15 protein-coding genes are annotated in these 16,503 nt (G+C 60.5%); 8 read left to right on the forward strand and 7 right to left on the reverse strand.

Annotation, left to right across the window (positions count from 1 at the left end):
• Positions 1–66: 66 nt before the first annotated feature.
• Positions 67–1,563 carry a PLP-dependent aminotransferase family protein gene (locus ACQ4OB_RS04500; RefSeq protein ID WP_430955191.1) on the reverse strand — a complete coding sequence of 499 codons (1,497 nt, stop codon included), beginning with the start codon at positions 1,561–1,563 and terminating at the stop codon, positions 67–69.
• Positions 1,564–1,730: 167 nt separating this feature from the next.
• Between ACQ4OB_RS04500 and ACQ4OB_RS04505 the strand changes: the two genes are divergently transcribed.
• From ACQ4OB_RS04505 to ACQ4OB_RS04525, 5 genes are all read left to right on the forward strand, one after another.
• Entirely contained in the window at positions 1,731–2,984 is a 1,254-nt protein-coding gene (locus tag ACQ4OB_RS04505) for a benzoate/H(+) symporter BenE family transporter (RefSeq protein WP_430955192.1), read from the forward strand.
• Positions 2,984–3,829 carry a YggS family pyridoxal phosphate-dependent enzyme gene (locus ACQ4OB_RS04510; RefSeq protein ID WP_430955193.1) on the forward strand — a complete coding sequence of 282 codons (846 nt, stop codon included), beginning with the start codon at positions 2,984–2,986 and terminating at the stop codon, positions 3,827–3,829. Before ACQ4OB_RS04505 ends, ACQ4OB_RS04510 begins: the two co-directional genes overlap by 1 nt.
• A 23-nt stretch (positions 3,830–3,852) precedes the next feature.
• Complete coding sequence (locus ACQ4OB_RS04515; protein WP_074871322.1) at positions 3,853–4,032, forward strand: hypothetical protein; 180 nt, start codon at positions 3,853–3,855, stop codon at positions 4,030–4,032.
• A gap of 93 nt (positions 4,033–4,125) precedes the next feature.
• Positions 4,126–5,391 (forward strand): serine hydroxymethyltransferase, encoded by a 1,266-nt coding sequence (gene glyA, locus ACQ4OB_RS04520; RefSeq protein WP_102615734.1) that lies wholly within the window; start codon positions 4,126–4,128, stop codon positions 5,389–5,391.
• A 133-nt stretch (positions 5,392–5,524) separates the two neighbouring features.
• A complete protein-coding gene (locus tag ACQ4OB_RS04525) occupies positions 5,525–6,214 on the forward strand; it encodes a flavodoxin family protein (protein ID WP_074871318.1) in 690 nt (229 codons plus the stop codon).
• A gap of 142 nt (positions 6,215–6,356) precedes the next feature.
• Here ACQ4OB_RS04525 and ACQ4OB_RS04530 read toward each other — a convergent pair whose 3' ends face one another.
• Both ACQ4OB_RS04530 and ACQ4OB_RS04535 read right to left on the reverse strand, forming a co-directional pair.
• Positions 6,357–8,561, reverse strand: a complete 2,205-nt coding sequence (locus tag ACQ4OB_RS04530) for an OsmC domain/YcaO domain-containing protein (RefSeq protein WP_430955194.1) — start codon at positions 8,559–8,561, stop codon at positions 6,357–6,359.
• Positions 8,562–8,700: 139 nt separating this feature from the next.
• Entirely contained in the window at positions 8,701–9,255 is a 555-nt protein-coding gene (locus ACQ4OB_RS04535; RefSeq protein ID WP_074871315.1) for a cysteine hydrolase family protein, read from the reverse strand.
• Between the two features lie 102 nt (positions 9,256–9,357).
• On the opposite strand from ACQ4OB_RS04535, the gene ACQ4OB_RS04540 reads away from it, so the two are divergent.
• From ACQ4OB_RS04540 to ACQ4OB_RS04550, 3 genes are all read left to right on the forward strand, one after another.
• Positions 9,358–10,350: a GlxA family transcriptional regulator gene (locus ACQ4OB_RS04540; RefSeq protein WP_430955195.1), complete on the forward strand. Its 993-nt coding sequence runs from the start codon at positions 9,358–9,360 to the stop codon at positions 10,348–10,350.
• Positions 10,351–10,557: 207 nt separating this feature from the next.
• Complete coding sequence (locus tag ACQ4OB_RS04545; protein ID WP_430955196.1) at positions 10,558–11,667, forward strand: DUF3182 family protein; 1,110 nt, start codon at positions 10,558–10,560, stop codon at positions 11,665–11,667.
• Positions 11,657–12,415, forward strand: a complete 759-nt coding sequence (locus tag ACQ4OB_RS04550; protein ID WP_074871310.1) for an alpha/beta hydrolase family protein — start codon at positions 11,657–11,659, stop codon at positions 12,413–12,415. The genes ACQ4OB_RS04545 and ACQ4OB_RS04550 overlap by 11 nt, the downstream gene beginning before the upstream one ends.
• Before the next feature lie 20 nt (positions 12,416–12,435).
• On the opposite strand, the gene ACQ4OB_RS04555 is transcribed toward ACQ4OB_RS04550, so the two are convergent.
• From ACQ4OB_RS04555 to ACQ4OB_RS04570, 4 genes are read right to left on the reverse strand one after another with little or no spacing between them, the layout of a single operon-like run.
• Positions 12,436–13,428: a lysylphosphatidylglycerol synthase domain-containing protein gene (locus ACQ4OB_RS04555; RefSeq protein ID WP_430955197.1), complete on the reverse strand. Its 993-nt coding sequence runs from the start codon at positions 13,426–13,428 to the stop codon at positions 12,436–12,438.
• Positions 13,428–14,711 carry a cardiolipin synthase ClsB gene (clsB, locus tag ACQ4OB_RS04560; RefSeq protein WP_430955198.1) on the reverse strand — a complete coding sequence of 428 codons (1,284 nt, stop codon included), beginning with the start codon at positions 14,709–14,711 and terminating at the stop codon, positions 13,428–13,430. Before clsB ends, ACQ4OB_RS04555 begins: the two co-directional genes overlap by 1 nt.
• Entirely contained in the window at positions 14,708–15,505 is a 798-nt protein-coding gene (locus ACQ4OB_RS04565) for an endonuclease/exonuclease/phosphatase family protein (protein WP_074871304.1), read from the reverse strand. The genes clsB and ACQ4OB_RS04565 overlap by 4 nt, the downstream gene beginning before the upstream one ends.
• Positions 15,502–16,428: a DUF72 domain-containing protein gene (locus tag ACQ4OB_RS04570; protein ID WP_074871303.1), complete on the reverse strand. Its 927-nt coding sequence runs from the start codon at positions 16,426–16,428 to the stop codon at positions 15,502–15,504. The genes ACQ4OB_RS04565 and ACQ4OB_RS04570 overlap by 4 nt, the downstream gene beginning before the upstream one ends.
• Positions 16,429–16,503: the final 75 nt, after the last annotated feature.

Here is a 16,503-nt window from a genome sequence, read left to right on the forward strand (position 1 = left end):
GTAAAGCTGACCTGCAATTTGCTCCCTCGCCCCTGTGCAGCTGCTGATGAATTATGCGCTGGACCATTAGATTTTCAGCGCGTTGGCCAGGCGCAACATGGCAGCTTCGATTTCATACGCAGTCAGGGAGGAGTAGCCCAGCAGCCAGCCCTGTTGCTTCGGGTCACCCGCGTACAAGCCGCTGAGGCCGGACAGTTGCACGCCGGCAGTGGCGGCCTGGCGGATGGTTTTTTCCTCGGACCATCCGGTTTTCAGCAAGCAGGGGATTTGCAACCCGCCCGGCGGCAGTTCGGCTGTGACCACCGCGCTCAAGTACTTGCCGATGGCATCGTGCATGATCGACCGGCGTCCGGCATACAACTTGCGCATGGCCCGGACATGCGCGTTGTAATGGCCGTCTTCCATAAAGCGCGCCAGCGTTAGTTGCAGCATTTGCGGAGTGTGGCCGTCCATCATGCTGCGCGCATAGGCAAAGGGTTTGACCAGCTCGGGGGGCAGCACCATATACCCCATGCGCAGGCCGGGGTAGAGCGTCTTGCTGAACGTGCCGATGTAGAGCGTGCGCTGATACTTGTCCAGGCCCTGCACACACGCCGTGGGTTGCCCGTCGTAATGGAACTCGCTGTCGTAGTCATCCTCGATGATCCACTTGCCTTTTTGCGCCGCCCAATTGATCAACTCAAGACGCCGCTCCAGCGGCAACGTCACGCCGGTGGGGTATTGGTGCGAGGGCGTGACGTACACGCAATTGGCGCCGCTGCGGTCGGCGTACAGCAGGTCGGTGCGGATGCCCCGTTCATCGACATCAATGGGCAGCACCTTGGTTTCGGCGATTTCGAAGGCCTTGCGGGCGCCGTAATAGCCGGGGTTTTCCAGCAGGATCGGCTTGCCGGCGTCCACCAGCAACTGCGCGCACAGATACAACGCCTGACGCGTACTGCTCAATACCAGCACTTGGTCGGGGGAGCATTTGGCACCGCGTTCGAGGTTCAGGTAGGTGGCAATCGCTTTGCGCAGGGGCTCGGCCCCTTGCGGATCGCCATGCAGCAGCACGTTCGCGCGATAGTCCTTCATGACCTGGCGCTGCAAACGCCCCCAGACATCCGTCGGGAAGCTGCGGGTTTCCGGCAGGCCGGTGGCGAATGCCTTGATGACTTGCTGATCGCGCACGCCGCCGGTGTCGAAGATCATCCGCCCGCGTTGGCTGAGTTCGGCGCCCGGTGCGGCGACACTGCTCCTGACTTCCTGAGCCTTGAGGCGTCGGCGGCCGGCACCGCGCAATTCGACGCCCACCGTGTCGCAGACGTAACTGCCGGCGCCTTCGCGGCGCACGATAAACCCGTCCCGATGCAACTGCACATAGGCGTTCTCAACGGTGTCGCGGGCGCAGCCCAATGACTTGGACAGCACCCGCGTGGCGGGCAGTTTCAAGCCGGGGTCGAGGGCCCCATCGAGAATCAGCGCACGCAATGCACGTTGGATCCGCTGGTGCAAATCCAGCAGCTGAAACTCAGCGTCGTTGAGGCGCATCTTCAGGGTTTCCAGCTCGAAGGTCTTCGCCATGTGGTCTGCTCTCTTTCCATGAATTGGCAGGTAAAGGCAGGCCAGTTTATCCGTAGACTCTGGCCCTCGCCACCCCAGGCCGCGCAGGGGTAAACCTGCCATTCAACGGCTATAAATGATCGCTTGCCAGCGGCCGGATTACATCGTCCAGCAAGGAGCCAAGACCTATGTCATCTACTCAATTCCTTTCGTCCCTGCGTCTGCGGGACCTGCTGCACCCGGTGGTTGCCGGGCTGATTTCGGTGATCGTCAATTACGGCGGCACCTTCATCCTGGTGTTTCAGGCCGCCAAGGTCGCAGGGCTCAGCCCTGAGTTGACGGCGTCGTGGGTTTGGTCAGTGTCGATCGGGGTAGGGGTGACCGGGCTGTTCCTCAGTTGGGTGAGCCGCGAGCCGATCATCACCGCCTGGTCGACCCCGGCGGCGGCTTTCTTGATCGTCGCCTTGGCGACCACACCGTACGCCGAGGCCATCGGGGCGTACATGATTTCGGCTACAGCGTTCGTGCTGCTGGGCTTGTCCGGCTACTTTGAAAAAGCCGTTCGCCTGATCCCGCCCGGTGTGGCAGCGGGCTTGTTGGGCGGCATCTTGTTGCAGTTCGGCATCGGTGCGTTCGCCAGCATGAGCGTCGACCCGTTATTGGTCGGGGTGTTGATCGGCGCCTACATCGCGTTCAAGCGCTTGAGTGCGCGCTATGCGGTGGTCGGCATTCTGGTGCTGGGGCTTGGCTTTCTGCTGATGCAGGGGCGCGTGGATTTCACGGGGCTGGCGCTGGAGTTTGCGACACCGGTGTTCACACGCCCCGAGTTCTCGGTCAATGCGTTGTTGAGCGTGGCGTTGCCGCTGTTTCTGATCACCCTCACGGGGCAGTACATGCCGGGCATGCTGGTGCTGCGCAATGACGGGTTCAACACCAGTGCCAACCCGATCCTCAGCGTGACCGGGCTGGGTTCTTTGCTGATGGCGCCGTTCGGTTCCCATGCCTTCAACATCGCGGCCATCACGGCTGCCATCTGCACTGGCAAGGAAGCGTCTGAAGCCCCGTCCAAGCGCTGGATCGCAGGCGTGGCCGCGGGCATCTTCTACATCCTGGTGGGGATTTTCGGCGTGACCCTGGCGGCGGTGTTCATGGCCTTCCCGGCGACCTTCATCACCACCCTGGCCGGGCTGGCACTGTTGGGCACCCTCGGCGCGAGCCTGGCCAATGCCATGGCGGACGTGAAATCGCGGGAAGCGTCGCTGATCACCTTTCTGGCCTGCGCGGCCAATATCACCCTGTTGGGCATCGGCGGCGCGTTCTGGGGCCTGGTCATCGGCCTGGCGGCCTACGCCGTGCTCAATGGGCAGTTGCCGCGTCGTGAAAAGACTGCGGTGCCACAGGCCGAACCGGTTGCAGTGCCCACCAAAGGAGCGGCCAACTGATGCCTGATCAAACCGAAGACCTCAACATCCTGCATGCGCGCCATGGTCGTTACCCACAGGCCGACAGTGTCGAAGACTTTCGCCGCAACCTGGCCGCCGTGCAGCAACGCATTGTCGAGGCGTGCCATCGGGTAGGGCGGGACCCGGCCGGTGTGCGCTTGCTGCCGGTCAGCAAAACCTTTGATGAAGCTCACCTGCGTCTGGCCTATGCCGCCGGTTGCCGCCTGCTGGGCGAGAACAAGGTGCAGGAAGCACAGCGCAAGTGGGAAGCCATGACCGACCTGCAAGACCTGCAATGGTCGGTGATCGGCCACTTGCAGACCAACAAGGCCAAGCAGGTCGCACGCTTCGCCAGTGAGTTCCAGGCCCTGGACAGCCTGCGGGTGGCCGAGGCGCTGGACCGTCGCCTGCGCATTGAAGGTCGGCAGATGGACGTGTTCGTCCAGGTCAATACCTCAGGCGAAGCCAGCAAGTACGGGCTGGCGCCCGATGACGTGGCGGCTTTCCTGGAGACTATGCCAGCGTTCCCGACACTGCGGGTTCGCGGGTTGATGACGCTGGCGCTGTTCTCGGCCGACGCGGTGCGGGTGCGCCCATGCTTCGTCCGGCTGCGTGAATTGCGCGACCGCTTGCGTCATTGCGCCCCTGATGGGGTGTCGCTGCAAGAGCTGTCGATGGGCATGTCGGGCGACTTTGAAATCGCCATTGAAGAGGGCGCGACCGTGGTGCGCGTCGGACAGGCGATCTTCGGCGCCCGAGCCATGCCGGATACCTACTACTGGCCGACCGCCGATGCCCGCCCCCTCAGTGAAGACACGTTGTTGTCGATCGATCCCAGCCGTTGATCCCCTCTACAGGAAGGCCCGCAATGTCCGCTGCACCCGCTTACCTCATGCACACCTCAGCCCGACAACCGGTTTCGTTCAGCCGAGGCCAGGGCGCCACGGTGTTGCTGCACACGACCAACCTGTTTCGTATCCCATGGCAGGAGCAGGTGACCCAGCCGCAAGTGTTGGTGATGGACAACAGTTTTCACGGGCGCCGCTGATCTGCGATGACGCACAGATCGACGACATCGCCGCGCGCATCACGCGCCTGCTGTCACCCTCCGCTTGAATTCTTGACCAAGGACACTTTGCCCATGTACGACTCGACGCTGACCCTCAACGCTTTCGACCCTGAGCTGTATGAATCGATTCACAACGAAGAGCATCGCCAGGAAGACCATATCGAGCTGATCGCCTCGGAAAACTATGCCAGCCCGCTGGTGATGAAAACCCAGAGCACGGTGCTCACCAACAAGTACGCCGAAGGCTACCCCGGCAAGCGCTATTACAGCGGCTGCGAATACGTCGATGTGGCCGAGCGGCTGGCCATCAAGCGGGTCAAGGCCTTGTTCGACTGCGACTACGCCAACGTGCAACCCCATGCGGGCGCCCAGGCCAACGCGGCGGTCTTCCTGGCACTGATCAACCCCGGTGACACGGTGATGGGCATGAACCTGGCCCAGGGCGGTCACCTGACCCACGGCAACCCGGCCAACTTTTCGGGGCGTCACTACACCATCGTGCCTTACGGACTGAACCCGAAAACCGGCTTTCTTGACTATGACGAGATGGAGCGCATCGCACTGCAGACACGCCCAAAAATGTTGATCGGTGGTTTTTCCGCGTATTCGCGGTACAAGGACTGGGCACGCATGCGCAGCATTGCCGACAAGGTAGGGGCTATCTTCTGGGTCGATATGGCCCACGTCGCCGGGCTGGTCGCCGCGGGCGAATACCCGGACCCGCTTCCCCATGCGCATGTGGTCACCAGCACCACGCACAAAACCCTGCGCGGGCCACGCGGCGGTTTGATTTTGTCCAAGGGACAGGATGAAGCTTTCTACAAAAAGCTCGACTCCGCTGTGTTTCCCGGCGTACAGGGTGGGCCGCTGATGCACCAGATCGCGGCCAAGGCCGTGGCGTTCAAGGAAGCGCTTGCGCCGGAGTTTAGAATTTACCAGACCCAAGTGGTCATCAACGCCCGGGCCATGGCCGGGGTGTTGCAAAAGCGCGGGTACAAGATCGTCTCGGGCGGCACCGACAACCACATGATGCTGATCGACCTGTCCGACAAGCCATACACCGGCAAGGAGGCCGACGCGGCCCTGAGCAGTGCCTTTATCACCGCCAACAAAAACTCGGTGCCGAATGACCCGCGCTCACCGTTTGTGACCTCCGGCCTTCGTATCGGCACCCCGGCGGTGACCACCCGCGGGTTTGATGTGGAGGCTTGCGAGCAAGTGGCCGGCTGGTTATGCGACGTACTGGACGCCCTGGAAAACGGTGAAAGCGACAAGGTCGAGCACCACGTGCGCGAACAGGTTGTCGCGCTGTGCCGTCGTTTTCCGGTCTATCGCTGAGTCCGGCCCGGCCATTGCGTGATCGGGTGGTGGCTGGGTGTTCAACGGTTTTAGCCCTCGCGAATAGTGACCTGTTGTCTTAGAGTTACGGCACCAACCCGTATCCAGTGGCAGTCCTAATCAGGAGAAATAAATGACTATCGTCGTAATTGTGTATTCATCCGGACGAGGACACACACGGACTGTCGCGGAGCATGTCCAGCAAGGCGCAGCAGTGGTTGCGGGAACATGTGCCGAACTCATCGAGATTGTGCCCGCTCAGATCGGTAGTGATGGCAGGTGGCGTGATGATGCTGTCATGAGCCGGCTAGCGGAGGCTGACGCCATAATCTTTGGTGCGCCCACCTACATGGGGTCGGCCCATGGATTGTTCAAGCTGTTCCTCGAGGCTGGTATCGCGCCTTGGCGTAGCCAGGAGTGGAAGGACAAGATCGCCGCCGGGTTCACAAACTCTGGAGCGCGCTCCGGCGACAAGCTCGTAACGCTGCAGCAGATGTCGATCTTCGCGGCGCAAATGGGAATGATGTGGGTAAGCGCCGGGGATTTGCCGGGTGGCAACTATCCCGATGGCGGTTTCAACGACGTGAACGTCAACGGATCATGGCTAGGCCTGATGACTCAAAGCCTGAATGAGGGCACGGCGGAGAACGCTCCGCATCCAGGCGACAGGCTTAGCGCGGAGCGCTTTGGACGTAGGGTGGCGCGAGCGACGGCACGTTGGGCAGTCGGTGCAGACAAGTTTCCTTCCCAGAGGATCGATGCACAGGAAAACCGGCGGCGCAATCTCGCAGGGATCGACGAATGGAAGCAATTTAAAGACTGACCCCCTTATTCAATCGGTGGGATCAGATATCTGATAAATGGCACAGATCGAAAATCCGCTTTGCCGCTTCGGCGAAACGCGCAGTTCTCCAGTCAGTAACAAAAAAGCGAAGCCATCTGGCTTCGCTTTTTTGTTGGCGCTATTAACTGAATAACGCTGTCACGTTGGCCCTTGCCGAGTGCAGTTTCTTGTAGCTATCGATCAACCGCAGGTGCCTGTCGAGCCCCTCCAGTTTCAGGCTGGTCGGCGTCAAGCCATGGAAACGCACGCTGCCGTCCACCGAGCCGATCGCTGCATCCGTGCGCTCGTTGCCAAACATCCGGCGGAAATTGGCCTCGTAGTCTTCCAGTTCCAGGTCTTCGTCCAGCTTCATCTCCAGCACCACATTGACCGCTTGGTAGAACAAGCCGCGTTCAACCGTGTTGTCGTTGTACTGCAGGAACATTTCTACCGCCTCTTTCGCCTCTTCATATTGCTGCAAGGCGAGATAAATCAGCAGCTTCAACTCCAGGATCGTCAGCTGGCCCCACGCCGTATTGTCGTCAAATTCGATGCCGATCAGGCTGGTGATGTCGGTGTAGTCGTCCAGCTCACTTTCCACCAGACGTTCAACCAGCGATTGCAGTTCTTCTTCGTCCAGGCGATGCAGGTTGAGGATGTCGGCACGGAAGAACAGCGCTTTGTTGGTGTTGTCCCAGATCAGATCATCCGCGGGATAGATTTCCGAATAGTCCGGTACGAGGATGCGGCAGGCCTTGGCGCCGATATGCTCGTAGACCGCCATGTACACTTCCTTGCCCATGCCTTCGAGAATGCCGAACAAGGTCGCGGCTTCCTCGGCATTCGAGTTTTCACCCAGGCCGGAGAAGTCCCACTCCACGAATTCGTAATCCGATTTGGCACTGAAGAAGCGCCACGACACCACGCCGCTGGAGTCGATAAAGTGCTCGACGAAGTTGTTCGGCTCGGTCACCGCATGGCCTTCAAACGTCGGCTGGGGCAGGTCGTTGAGGCCTTCGAAGCTGCGGCCCTGCAGCAATTCGGTCAGGCTGCGTTCCAGCGCCACTTCCAGGCTCGGGTGCGCGCCGAACGAGGCGAACACACCGCCGGTACGCGGGTTCATCAACGTGACGCACATCACCGGGAATTCACCCCCCAGGGACGCATCCTTCACCAACACAGGGAATCCCTGCTCTTCCAGTGCCTGAATACCGGCCAGTATGGCGGGGTACTTCGCCAGCACGCTGGCCGGCACATCCGGGAGTGCGAATTCGCCTTCGATGATTTCGCGCTTTACCGCGCGCTCGAAGATCTCCGACAGGCACTGCACCTGGGCTTCGGCCAGTGTGTTACCGGCACTCATTCCGTTGCTCAGGAACAGGTTTTCAATCAGGTTGGACGGGAAGTACACCACCTCGCCGTCCGACTGACGCACGTACGGCAGCGAGCAGATGCCGCGCTCTTCATTGCCCGAGTTGGTATCGATCAGGTGGGAGCCACGCAGCTCGCCGTCGCGGTTGTAAATCTTCAGGCAGTACTCATCGAGAATTTCGGTTGGCAGCTCATCTTTACGGCCAGGCTTGAACCAGCGTTCGTCCGGGTAGTGCACAAACGCAGCGTTGGCGATGTCTTCGCCCCAGAACTGGTCGTTGTAGAAGAAGTTGCAGTTGAGTCGCTCGATAAACTCGCCCAACGCCGACGCCAACGCGCCTTCCTTGGTCGCACCCTTGCCGTTGGTAAAGCACATTGGTGAGTGCGCGTCGCGGATATGCAGCGACCACACGTTAGGCACGATATTGCGCCACGAGGCGATTTCAATCTTCATGCCCAGGTCCGCCAGGATGGCCGACATGTTGGCGATGGTTTGCTCCAGCGGCAGATCCTTGCCCGCGATATAGGTGTGCGCCTCTGAATTGGACGCAGGCATCAGCAACGCCTGGGCATCGGCGTCGAGGTTTTCCACTTCTTCGATCACAAACTCAGGCCCGGCTTGCACCACTTTTTTCACGGTGCAACGGTCGATGGAACGCAGGATGCCTTGGCGATCCTTGTCGGAGATGTCCGCCGGTAGCTCGACCTGGATCTTGAAAATCTGGTTGTAACGGTTTTCCGGGTCAACAATATTGTTCTGCGACAGGCGGATGTTCTCGGTGGGGATATTGCGCGTGCTGCAATACAACTTCACGAAGTAGGCGGCACACAACGCCGACGACGCCAGGAAGTAGTCGAACGGACCCGGTGCCGAGCCATCGCCTTTGTAGCGGATAGGTTGATCGGCCACCACCGTGAAGTCGTCGAACTTGGCTTCAAGTCGAAGGTTGTCGAGAAAGTTGACCTTGATTTCCATGGGGGATTACCAGAATAACGGCTAGACGATTTGGTCGCCATTATCCGGCTTTTCGGCCGTAAGTCTCAGAAAAAAGGCCAGTCACGTGCGCACGTGACTGGCCTTCCTTGTTTTGGGAATGTCGGATTGCAAGCGTTGATCAGTGATGCGCCGCCAGGAACTCGTCAGTGGACACTACGCTGGCGTAGGCAAAACCCAGGGCTGACATGAAGGCAGCGTGCACGTGGGCTGCCGGCACAGTGATGCCATTGAACTCCAGGTCACGAGTAGCGCAGGCGTCGTGGATCACTGTGACGGTGTAGCCAAAGTCGGCGGCGGCGCGGGTGATGCCATCGACGCACATGTGGCTCATGCTGCCGACGATCACCAGTTCCTTGATGCCTTGCTCGTCGAGGATCGATTTCAGATCGGTTTCGCGGAACGAGTTGACGAAGTGTTTGAGCACGACCGGCTCGTCGGCACGGTTGAGGACTTTGGGGTGCAGCTTCGCGCCTTCTGAGCCCGGAGTGAAGAAGGGCGCTTCGTCGGAGGTGAATTCGTGGCGGATGTGCACCACCGAATCACCGGCGTCGCGAAAGGCTTTGAGCAGACGAACGGCGTTGTCCGCAGCAGCGTCGGCGCCGACCAGCGGCCACTTGCCTTGGGGGAAGTAGTCATTTTGGATATCGACTACGATGAGTGCTTGCTTGGCCATGACTGTTTCCTCGAAGTGCTTGTTGGGTGTGGAGTGAAGTATTGGGTCTGGCAGGCCGTCCGAGGATTGGCCGCACCGACAATAGAAGGGGGAAAACTGACAATGGATGCACAAAGGCCAATCGCCGAGCTGGGCGTGCTGATTTATCCCGGTGCGCAAATGGCGGCGGTGCATGGGTTGACGGACTTGTTCGGGGTGGCGAACCGGATTGCCGCCGAGCATCAGTCGGTGCAATTGCCGTTGCTGCGGGTCAGCCATTGGCAGGTTGACGGCGATCAGGCGCCCGAGCGGGTCTACGACAGTCATCCCGCGGCTGACGGTGCGTTGGTGGCGGTGCTGATCCCGCCGTCGATCGGCGGTTTTTCCGAAGGCCAGGCACCGCAGGGGCTGGTTCGCTGGCTGCGTCAGCAACACGCCAATGGCGCGACACTCGGCGGGGTTTGTGTGGGGTCGATTCTGTTGGCCGAGAGCGGCCTGCTCGACGGTCGCAGCGCCACCACTCACTGGACCTCGGCCAAGGCCTTCGCCGAGCGTTATCCGGCGATCAAGCTCAAGGCCGACACGCCCATCGTCGACGACGGCGACCTGATCACCACCGCCGGGCTAATGGCCTGGTCCGAACTGGGTTTGCGCCTGGTCAACCGCCTGCTGGGGCCGAGCATCGCCACCGGTACCGCGCGGTTTCTGGTGGTGGAACACAGCGACAGCGCGAGTGAATGCGGCAGCAATTTTTCACCCATTCTCAGCCATGGCGATGCTTCGATTCTCAAGGTCCAGCATTGGCTGCAGAGCACCGGAGCGACCGATGTGTCGCTGGCAACGATGGCCGAGCGGGCAGGGCTGGAAGAGCGCACGTTCCTGCGTCGATTTCGCGCGGCCACCGGGCTCAAACCCACCGAGTATTGCCAGCACCTGCGGGTCGGCAAGGCCCGGGAAATGCTCGAGTTCACCAACGGCACCATCGATCACATTGCCTGGACGGTGGGGTATCAGGATCCGAGTGCGTTTCGGGCGACGTTCAAGAAGATTACCGGGTTGGCGCCGAGTGATTACCGGACGCGGTTTGGGGTGACACCGACTGCCGTAACTCGGTAGCCAGATCACAACAGATCAAAAATGTGTACGGCTTCGGTCGTGCAAAATGCCGGAATGTTGAAGGCTGTCGTGCAGAATCAAACAGGCAGGGTGCCATCATGTTTTTCGCAACTGGCTGATTTGGAAAACGTTTGTCCTGAGCCCCCGTTGGCCTGATCTCTGCACCCCTTCAACTACATTCATCAAGCGCAGATTGAAGGGGGACGCATGACCCCAGCAAATCGCAAGAAACTGGTGGTCGCCCATTCCGTGCACGCCGATGCTCCGTTGCACGAAGTGGAAACCAATCGTGCACTGGCCCGTTGGCTGGCGCAGATCCTGGGGCTTCAATACGGCGGCAGTTACGACCCGGCACTGCACAACGGACGAGACCTGTATCTGTTGCCGACCCAGACCCTTGTTGGCGCTGCTGCCGCCCAGCAGTTAGGCGTCAAGGGGCCGGAGGATGTGTGGGGCGGTTACGTCGAGCATGATTTCATCTGCACCAAGGCCATCAGTCACGGGTTGCGCAATAAAAATGCTCACGCTCCGCAAGGCTGGTCACCGTTGTTTTCCGAACATGTGCGCAGCGTGGTGCTCGATGGCCTCAGTGTTTTTTCCATGGACGATGCGCGGCCCGCGGCAGAGCACCTGCTCTACACCGGCCCGATCCGCATCAAGCCTATTCATGCCTGCGCCGGGCGCGGTCAGGAAGTGATCAAAAGCCTCGACCAGTTCGATGCCTTCCTTGCCAGACCCGAAGCCAAAACGCTGTTCACCGAAGGTGTGGTGCTGGAGCAGGACCTGGATCACGTGATCACCCACAGCGTCGGTCAGAGTTTTATCGGCGACACGGTGCTGAGTTATTGCGGTGATCAATACTTGACTGAAGACGGTCAGGGCGAGCAGGTTTATGGAGGGTCCAACTTGCTGGTAGTGCGGGGTCACTACGATGATCTGCTCGAACTGGAACTGCCGGACGACGTCCGGCTGGCGATCCACCAGGCGCAAGTGTTCGACCGTGCCGCGGATGAGGCTTTTCCCCGTTTCTACGCTTCGCGGCGCAACTACGACATTGCCCAAGGCGTGGACAGTAACGGCAAACAGCGCAGCGGTGTGCTCGAGCAGTCCTGGCGAATCGGCGGTGCCAGCGGCGCTGAAGTGGCCGCCTTGCAGAGCTTCCTCAACGACCCCGGGATGCGCGCCATTCGCGTGTCATCGGTCGAGACCTACACCGATCAGCCGCTGCCGGCAGACGCCATCGAGGTGTATCGCGGGCCGGCGCAAAACAGTGACTTTCTCCTCAAGTACGTAACGGTTAAATCCTATGACGGCTAGAAGCGAAACCATTCAGATCGACATCGACGATGAACAGATGATCGGGACTTTTCTCAGCCCCAAATCAAAAGTGCCCGGCGTGCTCTTTGTGCACGGTTGGGGCGGCAGTCAGGAGCGGGACCTGGAACGGGCCAAAGGCATCGCCGGTCTGGGTTGCGTGTGCCTGACGTTCGACTTGCGCGGGCACGCTGGCGGGACCGGTATTGCGCTCAATCGAGTCACCCGGGAAGACAATCTGCGCGACCTGCTAGCGGCGTATGACCGCTTGCTCGCGCACCCGGCGCTCGACACCTCGGCGATTGCCGTGGTCGGCACCAGTTATGGCGGTTACCTGGCCTCGATCCTGACCTCATTGCGCCCGGTGCGCTGGCTGGCGCTGCGAGTGCCGGCGCTGTATCGAGATGATCAATGGCACACGCCCAAACGTGAACTGGACAAGCTCGATCTACGTGATTACCGCAGCACGCTAGTGCGCGCCGACAGCAACCGTGCGCTGCACGCGTGTTCGCAGTTTACCGGTGATGTGCTGTTGGTCGAATCCGAGACCGACGACTATGTGCCCCACGCGACCATCATGAGTTACCGTGCGGCCTGTCAGCAGACTCACTCGCTGACCCACCGGATTATCGACGGCGCCGATCACGCCTTGAGCGAGCCTGTTTCGCAACAGGCGTACACCTCGATTTTGGTGGGCTGGATCACCGAGATGGTGGTGGGCGAGCGGTTGAGCATTATCCAATCGACCTGAGACCTGTGGTGTTCTTGCGATCAATCGCGAGCAGGTTTCTTCTCGATCCGCAACGACTTGGCCTTGGCTTCCACGATCAGGTACATCACCAGGGTAATCAGTAGCGGCAAGATGAAATAGATCGCTCGATAGGCCAGCAATCCGGCCACCAGGCTGCCTCGGGACGCTTCATGTTGCAGCAGCGCCACGAACACCGCTTCAAGCACGCCGAGCCCGGCAGGTATGTGCGTGATGACCCCGGCAATCGCGCTGATCAGCAACACCCCAAGCACCAGCGGGTAATCCAGCTTGCTCGGCAGCAAGGTGAAAATCACCGCCGCCATCAGCGACCAGTTCAGCGCCCCGAGGGCCAGTTGCAGCACCGCCATGCGCAACGACGGCAGGTTGATTTCCACCCCGCGTATCGCCCACTCCCGCCGCCTGGAAAACTGACACGCGGCCAGATAGCACGCGCTCAGCACCAGCAACAACACGCCCACACCTTGCAACGCGCCGGTGCTCAGCTTCCAGCCTGGCGGCATTCGCACCAGTCCGCTGCTGAACACGGCACCGGCAATCACCATGTAACCGAACCAGTTCGTCGCGAGGCTCAACCCGAGAATTTTCGCGATGTTGCCCTTGCTCACCCCGAGTCGCGAATACAGCCGATAACGCATGGCAACACCGCCGACCCAAGCGCTCAGATTGAGGTTGAAGGCATAGCTGATAATCCCCACCGGCAAGATCTGCTTCCACGTCAGGTCCTGGCGTATGTAGGTACGGCCGATCAAGTCGAAGCAGGCGTAGACCAGAAAACTCACCAAGGTCAGAGCGGACGCGATGATCAGCGTGCGCACCTTGAACTCGGTGAGGTTATGGAACACTTCATCCCATTCGATGCGCTGGGCAAGCATCGTGAACAGGACGATCAACGCCAGGAAAAACAGCATGGTCAGCGGCCGTTTCCAGCGGCTCCAGCGGGATTTGCGCGGCGTTTCGGCATGGGTCGCCGGTTGCGTATCAGAGTGGCTCATCAGGTGTCACTCCGGGCGGAATGGGAAAAGGGTTTCAGGCGCGGCTTGTGCGCCGGCAGCCAACCGGCCCAGGCCGGGAAGTGCCGCAGGAAGTGAAACACCAGAAAGCCGACGGTCATGTGCCAGAGCCGCCCGCGCGGGGACTTGTCCGCGGACATGACCTTGCAATGGTTGTTACTCAGGTATTCGAGGCGCTCGAACAGGTCGCGGTTGAAGGCACGATCGCGGATCAACACATTGGCTTCCAGGTTCAAGGACAGGCTCAACGGGTCGAGGTTGCTCGAACCGACCGTGCTCCAATCCTCATCCACCAGTGCGACTTTGCCGTGCAGCGGACGGTCGCAATATTCGTAAATCTTTACGCCGGCTTCGAGCAGGTAGTCATAGGTCATGCGCGCGGCGAGTTTGGCCGCCAGCAGGTCGGGCTGACCTTGCAGGATCAGCCGCACATCGACGCCACGACGTGCCGCGTTGCGGATCTCGCGCAGCAGGCGATAGCCCGGAAAGAAGTAGGCATTGGCGATCACCACCCGACGCTGGGCACTGCGCAGCACTTGCAGGTAAACCTCTTCGATGTCGGTCGGATGCTCGCCGTTGTCGCGGTACACCAGGCGAACCTGGCCGTCATGATCGGTGAACGCCAGCTCCGAGCGCCGTTGCCGGCGTCGTTGCCACCAGTATTTGGCGCGAGCCGGGCGACCGCTTTGCAGCAAGGCGAAGTGATGGATGTCGGCCACCGCCGGGCCTTGCACTTCCACGGAATAATCCTGCTTGGCCTCAGGGCCGAAGTCAGCCAAATGGTCGGCCGAAAAGTTGATGCCGCCAATGAAAGCAATCGTGCCGTCGACCACCACGATCTTGCGGTGCAGACGCCGGAACCAGTTGGTGCGGATGCCCAGAAGTTTGGGCGCCGGGTCGAAAATCTGGATGCGTACGCCCGCCTCGCTCAAGGTACTGAGGTATTGCGTGCTCAGTTCACCGCAGCCAAAACCGTCGAGACTGGCGGTGATTCGCACACCGCGTTGAGCGGCGGCGATCAGCACTTCCTGCAGCTCATTACCGACCTTGTCCTCAAACACAATGAAGGTTTCCAGGAGGATTTCAGTCTTGGCCTGACGCATGGCTTCGAACACCCGAGGGAAATAGTCTTCGCCGTTTTCCAGCAGCTCTACGCGGTTGTTGCCTTGCCAGCCATATTCGACGTCGACCACACCCGGCTCACGGATCGGCGGAGTTGTGGATAAGTGTTCCACGTTGGTTTTATCCATCGATGGGGTGCTCATAGCTCGATCTCCACCGATAGCGGTGCATGGTCGGAAAGGTGTGACCAGGGCCGCGCGGCCAGCACTTGCGGCCGACTGGCCTTGAGGTTGCGCACGTAGATGCGGTCAAGGCGCAGCGCCGGCAAGCGCGCTGGAAAGCTGCGCGCCGGTTTGCCGTGGAGTTCGGCGAAAACCTCCCGCAGACCGCTGGGTTTGAGCAGCGCGTCGGCACGCTGGCGCCAATCGTTGAAGTCACCGGCAACGATCACGGGGGCATCGCTGGGCAGTTCTTCGAGGCGCCGGGCCAGCAACTTGAGCTGTTCGGTGCGGTGGGTTTCGCGAAGGCCCAGATGCACACAAATGGCATGCACTTCCTGGCCGTCACCGGGCAGGCGCAGCACGCAATGCAAGATGCCGCGGTTTTCGTGACCGCTGATGGACACGTCGAGGTTGTCATGGCGAATGATCTGGAATTTCGACAGCAGTGCATTGCCGTGATCGCCCGCCGGATAGACCGCGTTGCGCCCATAGGCAAACTGCGGCCATAGGGTGTCGGCGAGGAACTCGTATTGCGGCATCGCCGGCCAATTGGTGTAGCGCTGAGGGTGATGCTCGTGAGTGCCGTGGACTTCCTGCAAAAACACCACGTCAGCGGACACGCTGCGCACCGCTTCGCGCAGTTCCGGCAGGATAAAGCGCCGGTTGAGCGCGGTGAACCCCTTGTGCGTGTTGACCGTCAGCACCGTGAAGCGGCGCACGGCGGTGATGATGGGGGGCTGTTCATCGCGAGGGCCGACCTGTTCGGGAATGCTCATGACAGCACTCCTTCGGCGGCCCGTTCACCGGGGCGGGTGGCGAGGTCTTTATCCAGGTGAAAGCGCTCCAGCAAGCGGCGGGCATCGAAGGGCGCGCGGACTTTGATGTCGTTGTCGAAGTAGCAAAACACCTCACGGGATTTGCGCGCCTTGGGCTTTTGCCGGGGGGCGATCAGCTGCGGGTCGGGCGGTTGCCGGCCGTGGTGCCAAGCCTCGATCCGGTCGCCCCAGCGTTTCAGTGCTTCGGGGGTGTAACCGCTGGCATAGAGTTCTTCGGCACCGTGCAGGCGCAGGTAAACGAAGTCGCTGGTGAGGTCCTCGCGGTACGGCCATTTACCGGCGGTGTCAGCGATAACCAGCGCAGCATTGTGGCGTTTGAGCAGGCGGATGAAGGCGGGGTCGACGAAGCTCTCGTTTCTGATTTCTATGGCATGGCGCAAAGGCTTTTTTCCATAGGCCTTCAGGCTGGCGTGACCGTTCAGGTGCGAATCATGCTGACGGGCGAGGGCGGCGGCCTCTTCGGTGTTGCGGGGCAACTGCTCCAGAAAGGTCTCGAACAACTCGGCATTGAATTTGAAGTTGGGCGGGAATTGCCAGAGGATCGGGCCGAGTTTTTCCTTGAGTTCCAGCACCCCGGAAGCGAAGAAATTCGCCAAGGGTTTATGGATGTCTCGCAGTCGCCTGATGTGGGTGATGAAGCGCGGAGCTTTGACGCTGAAAACGAAGCCCCTTGGGGTTTCGGCGTACCACTGGGCATACCGTTCCGGCCGTTGCAGGGCGTAAAACGATCCATTGATTTCGATGCTGTTGACCGCCCGTGAGGCGAATTGCAATTCGCGCTTGTGGGTCAGCCCCTTCGGGTAGAACTCCCCCCGCCAGGGCGTGTAGCGCCAGCCTGAAATGCCGATGTGGATCGCCGCCATGTCGCCTCCCGTCTAATGGTCTTCGGACCGCCCTGTCTTTTGATGACTGCGCGGCAGGCGAGAAAGTTTCGACGG

This window comes from Pseudomonas sp. ES4 (genome assembly GCF_050586665.1).
GTDB classification, from domain to species: domain Bacteria; phylum Pseudomonadota; class Gammaproteobacteria; order Pseudomonadales; family Pseudomonadaceae; genus Aquipseudomonas; species Aquipseudomonas frederiksbergensis.

Excerpts from the sequence above, each read along its gene's own strand:
- ACQ4OB_RS04530 (WP_430955194.1), bottom strand. The coding sequence starts at position 8,561 with ATGGAAATCAAGGTCAACTTTCTCGACAACCTTCGACTTGAAGCCAAG.
- ACQ4OB_RS04505 (WP_430955192.1), top strand. The coding sequence starts at position 1,731 with ATGTCATCTACTCAATTCCTTTCGTCCCTGCGTCTGCGGGACCTGCTG.
- ACQ4OB_RS04545 (WP_430955196.1), top strand. The coding sequence starts at position 10,558 with ATGACCCCAGCAAATCGCAAGAAACTGGTGGTCGCCCATTCCGTGCAC.
- clsB (WP_430955198.1), bottom strand. The coding sequence starts at position 14,711 with ATGAGCACCCCATCGATGGATAAAACCAACGTGGAACACTTATCCACA.
- ACQ4OB_RS04510 (WP_430955193.1), top strand. The coding sequence starts at position 2,984 with ATGCCTGATCAAACCGAAGACCTCAACATCCTGCATGCGCGCCATGGT.
- ACQ4OB_RS04555 (WP_430955197.1), bottom strand. The coding sequence starts at position 13,428 with ATGAGCCACTCTGATACGCAACCGGCGACCCATGCCGAAACGCCGCGC.
- ACQ4OB_RS04500 (WP_430955191.1), bottom strand. The coding sequence starts at position 1,563 with ATGGCGAAGACCTTCGAGCTGGAAACCCTGAAGATGCGCCTCAACGAC.
- ACQ4OB_RS04525 (WP_074871318.1), top strand. The coding sequence starts at position 5,525 with ATGACTATCGTCGTAATTGTGTATTCATCCGGACGAGGACACACACGG.
- ACQ4OB_RS04550 (WP_074871310.1), top strand. The coding sequence starts at position 11,657 with ATGACGGCTAGAAGCGAAACCATTCAGATCGACATCGACGATGAACAG.
- ACQ4OB_RS04535 (WP_074871315.1), bottom strand. The coding sequence starts at position 9,255 with ATGGCCAAGCAAGCACTCATCGTAGTCGATATCCAAAATGACTACTTC.
- ACQ4OB_RS04565 (WP_074871304.1), bottom strand. The coding sequence starts at position 15,505 with ATGAGCATTCCCGAACAGGTCGGCCCTCGCGATGAACAGCCCCCCATC.
- ACQ4OB_RS04570 (WP_074871303.1), bottom strand. The coding sequence starts at position 16,428 with ATGGCGGCGATCCACATCGGCATTTCAGGCTGGCGCTACACGCCCTGG.
- glyA (WP_102615734.1), top strand. The coding sequence starts at position 4,126 with ATGTACGACTCGACGCTGACCCTCAACGCTTTCGACCCTGAGCTGTAT.
- ACQ4OB_RS04515 (WP_074871322.1), top strand. The coding sequence starts at position 3,853 with ATGTCCGCTGCACCCGCTTACCTCATGCACACCTCAGCCCGACAACCG.
- ACQ4OB_RS04540 (WP_430955195.1), top strand. The coding sequence starts at position 9,358 with ATGGATGCACAAAGGCCAATCGCCGAGCTGGGCGTGCTGATTTATCCC.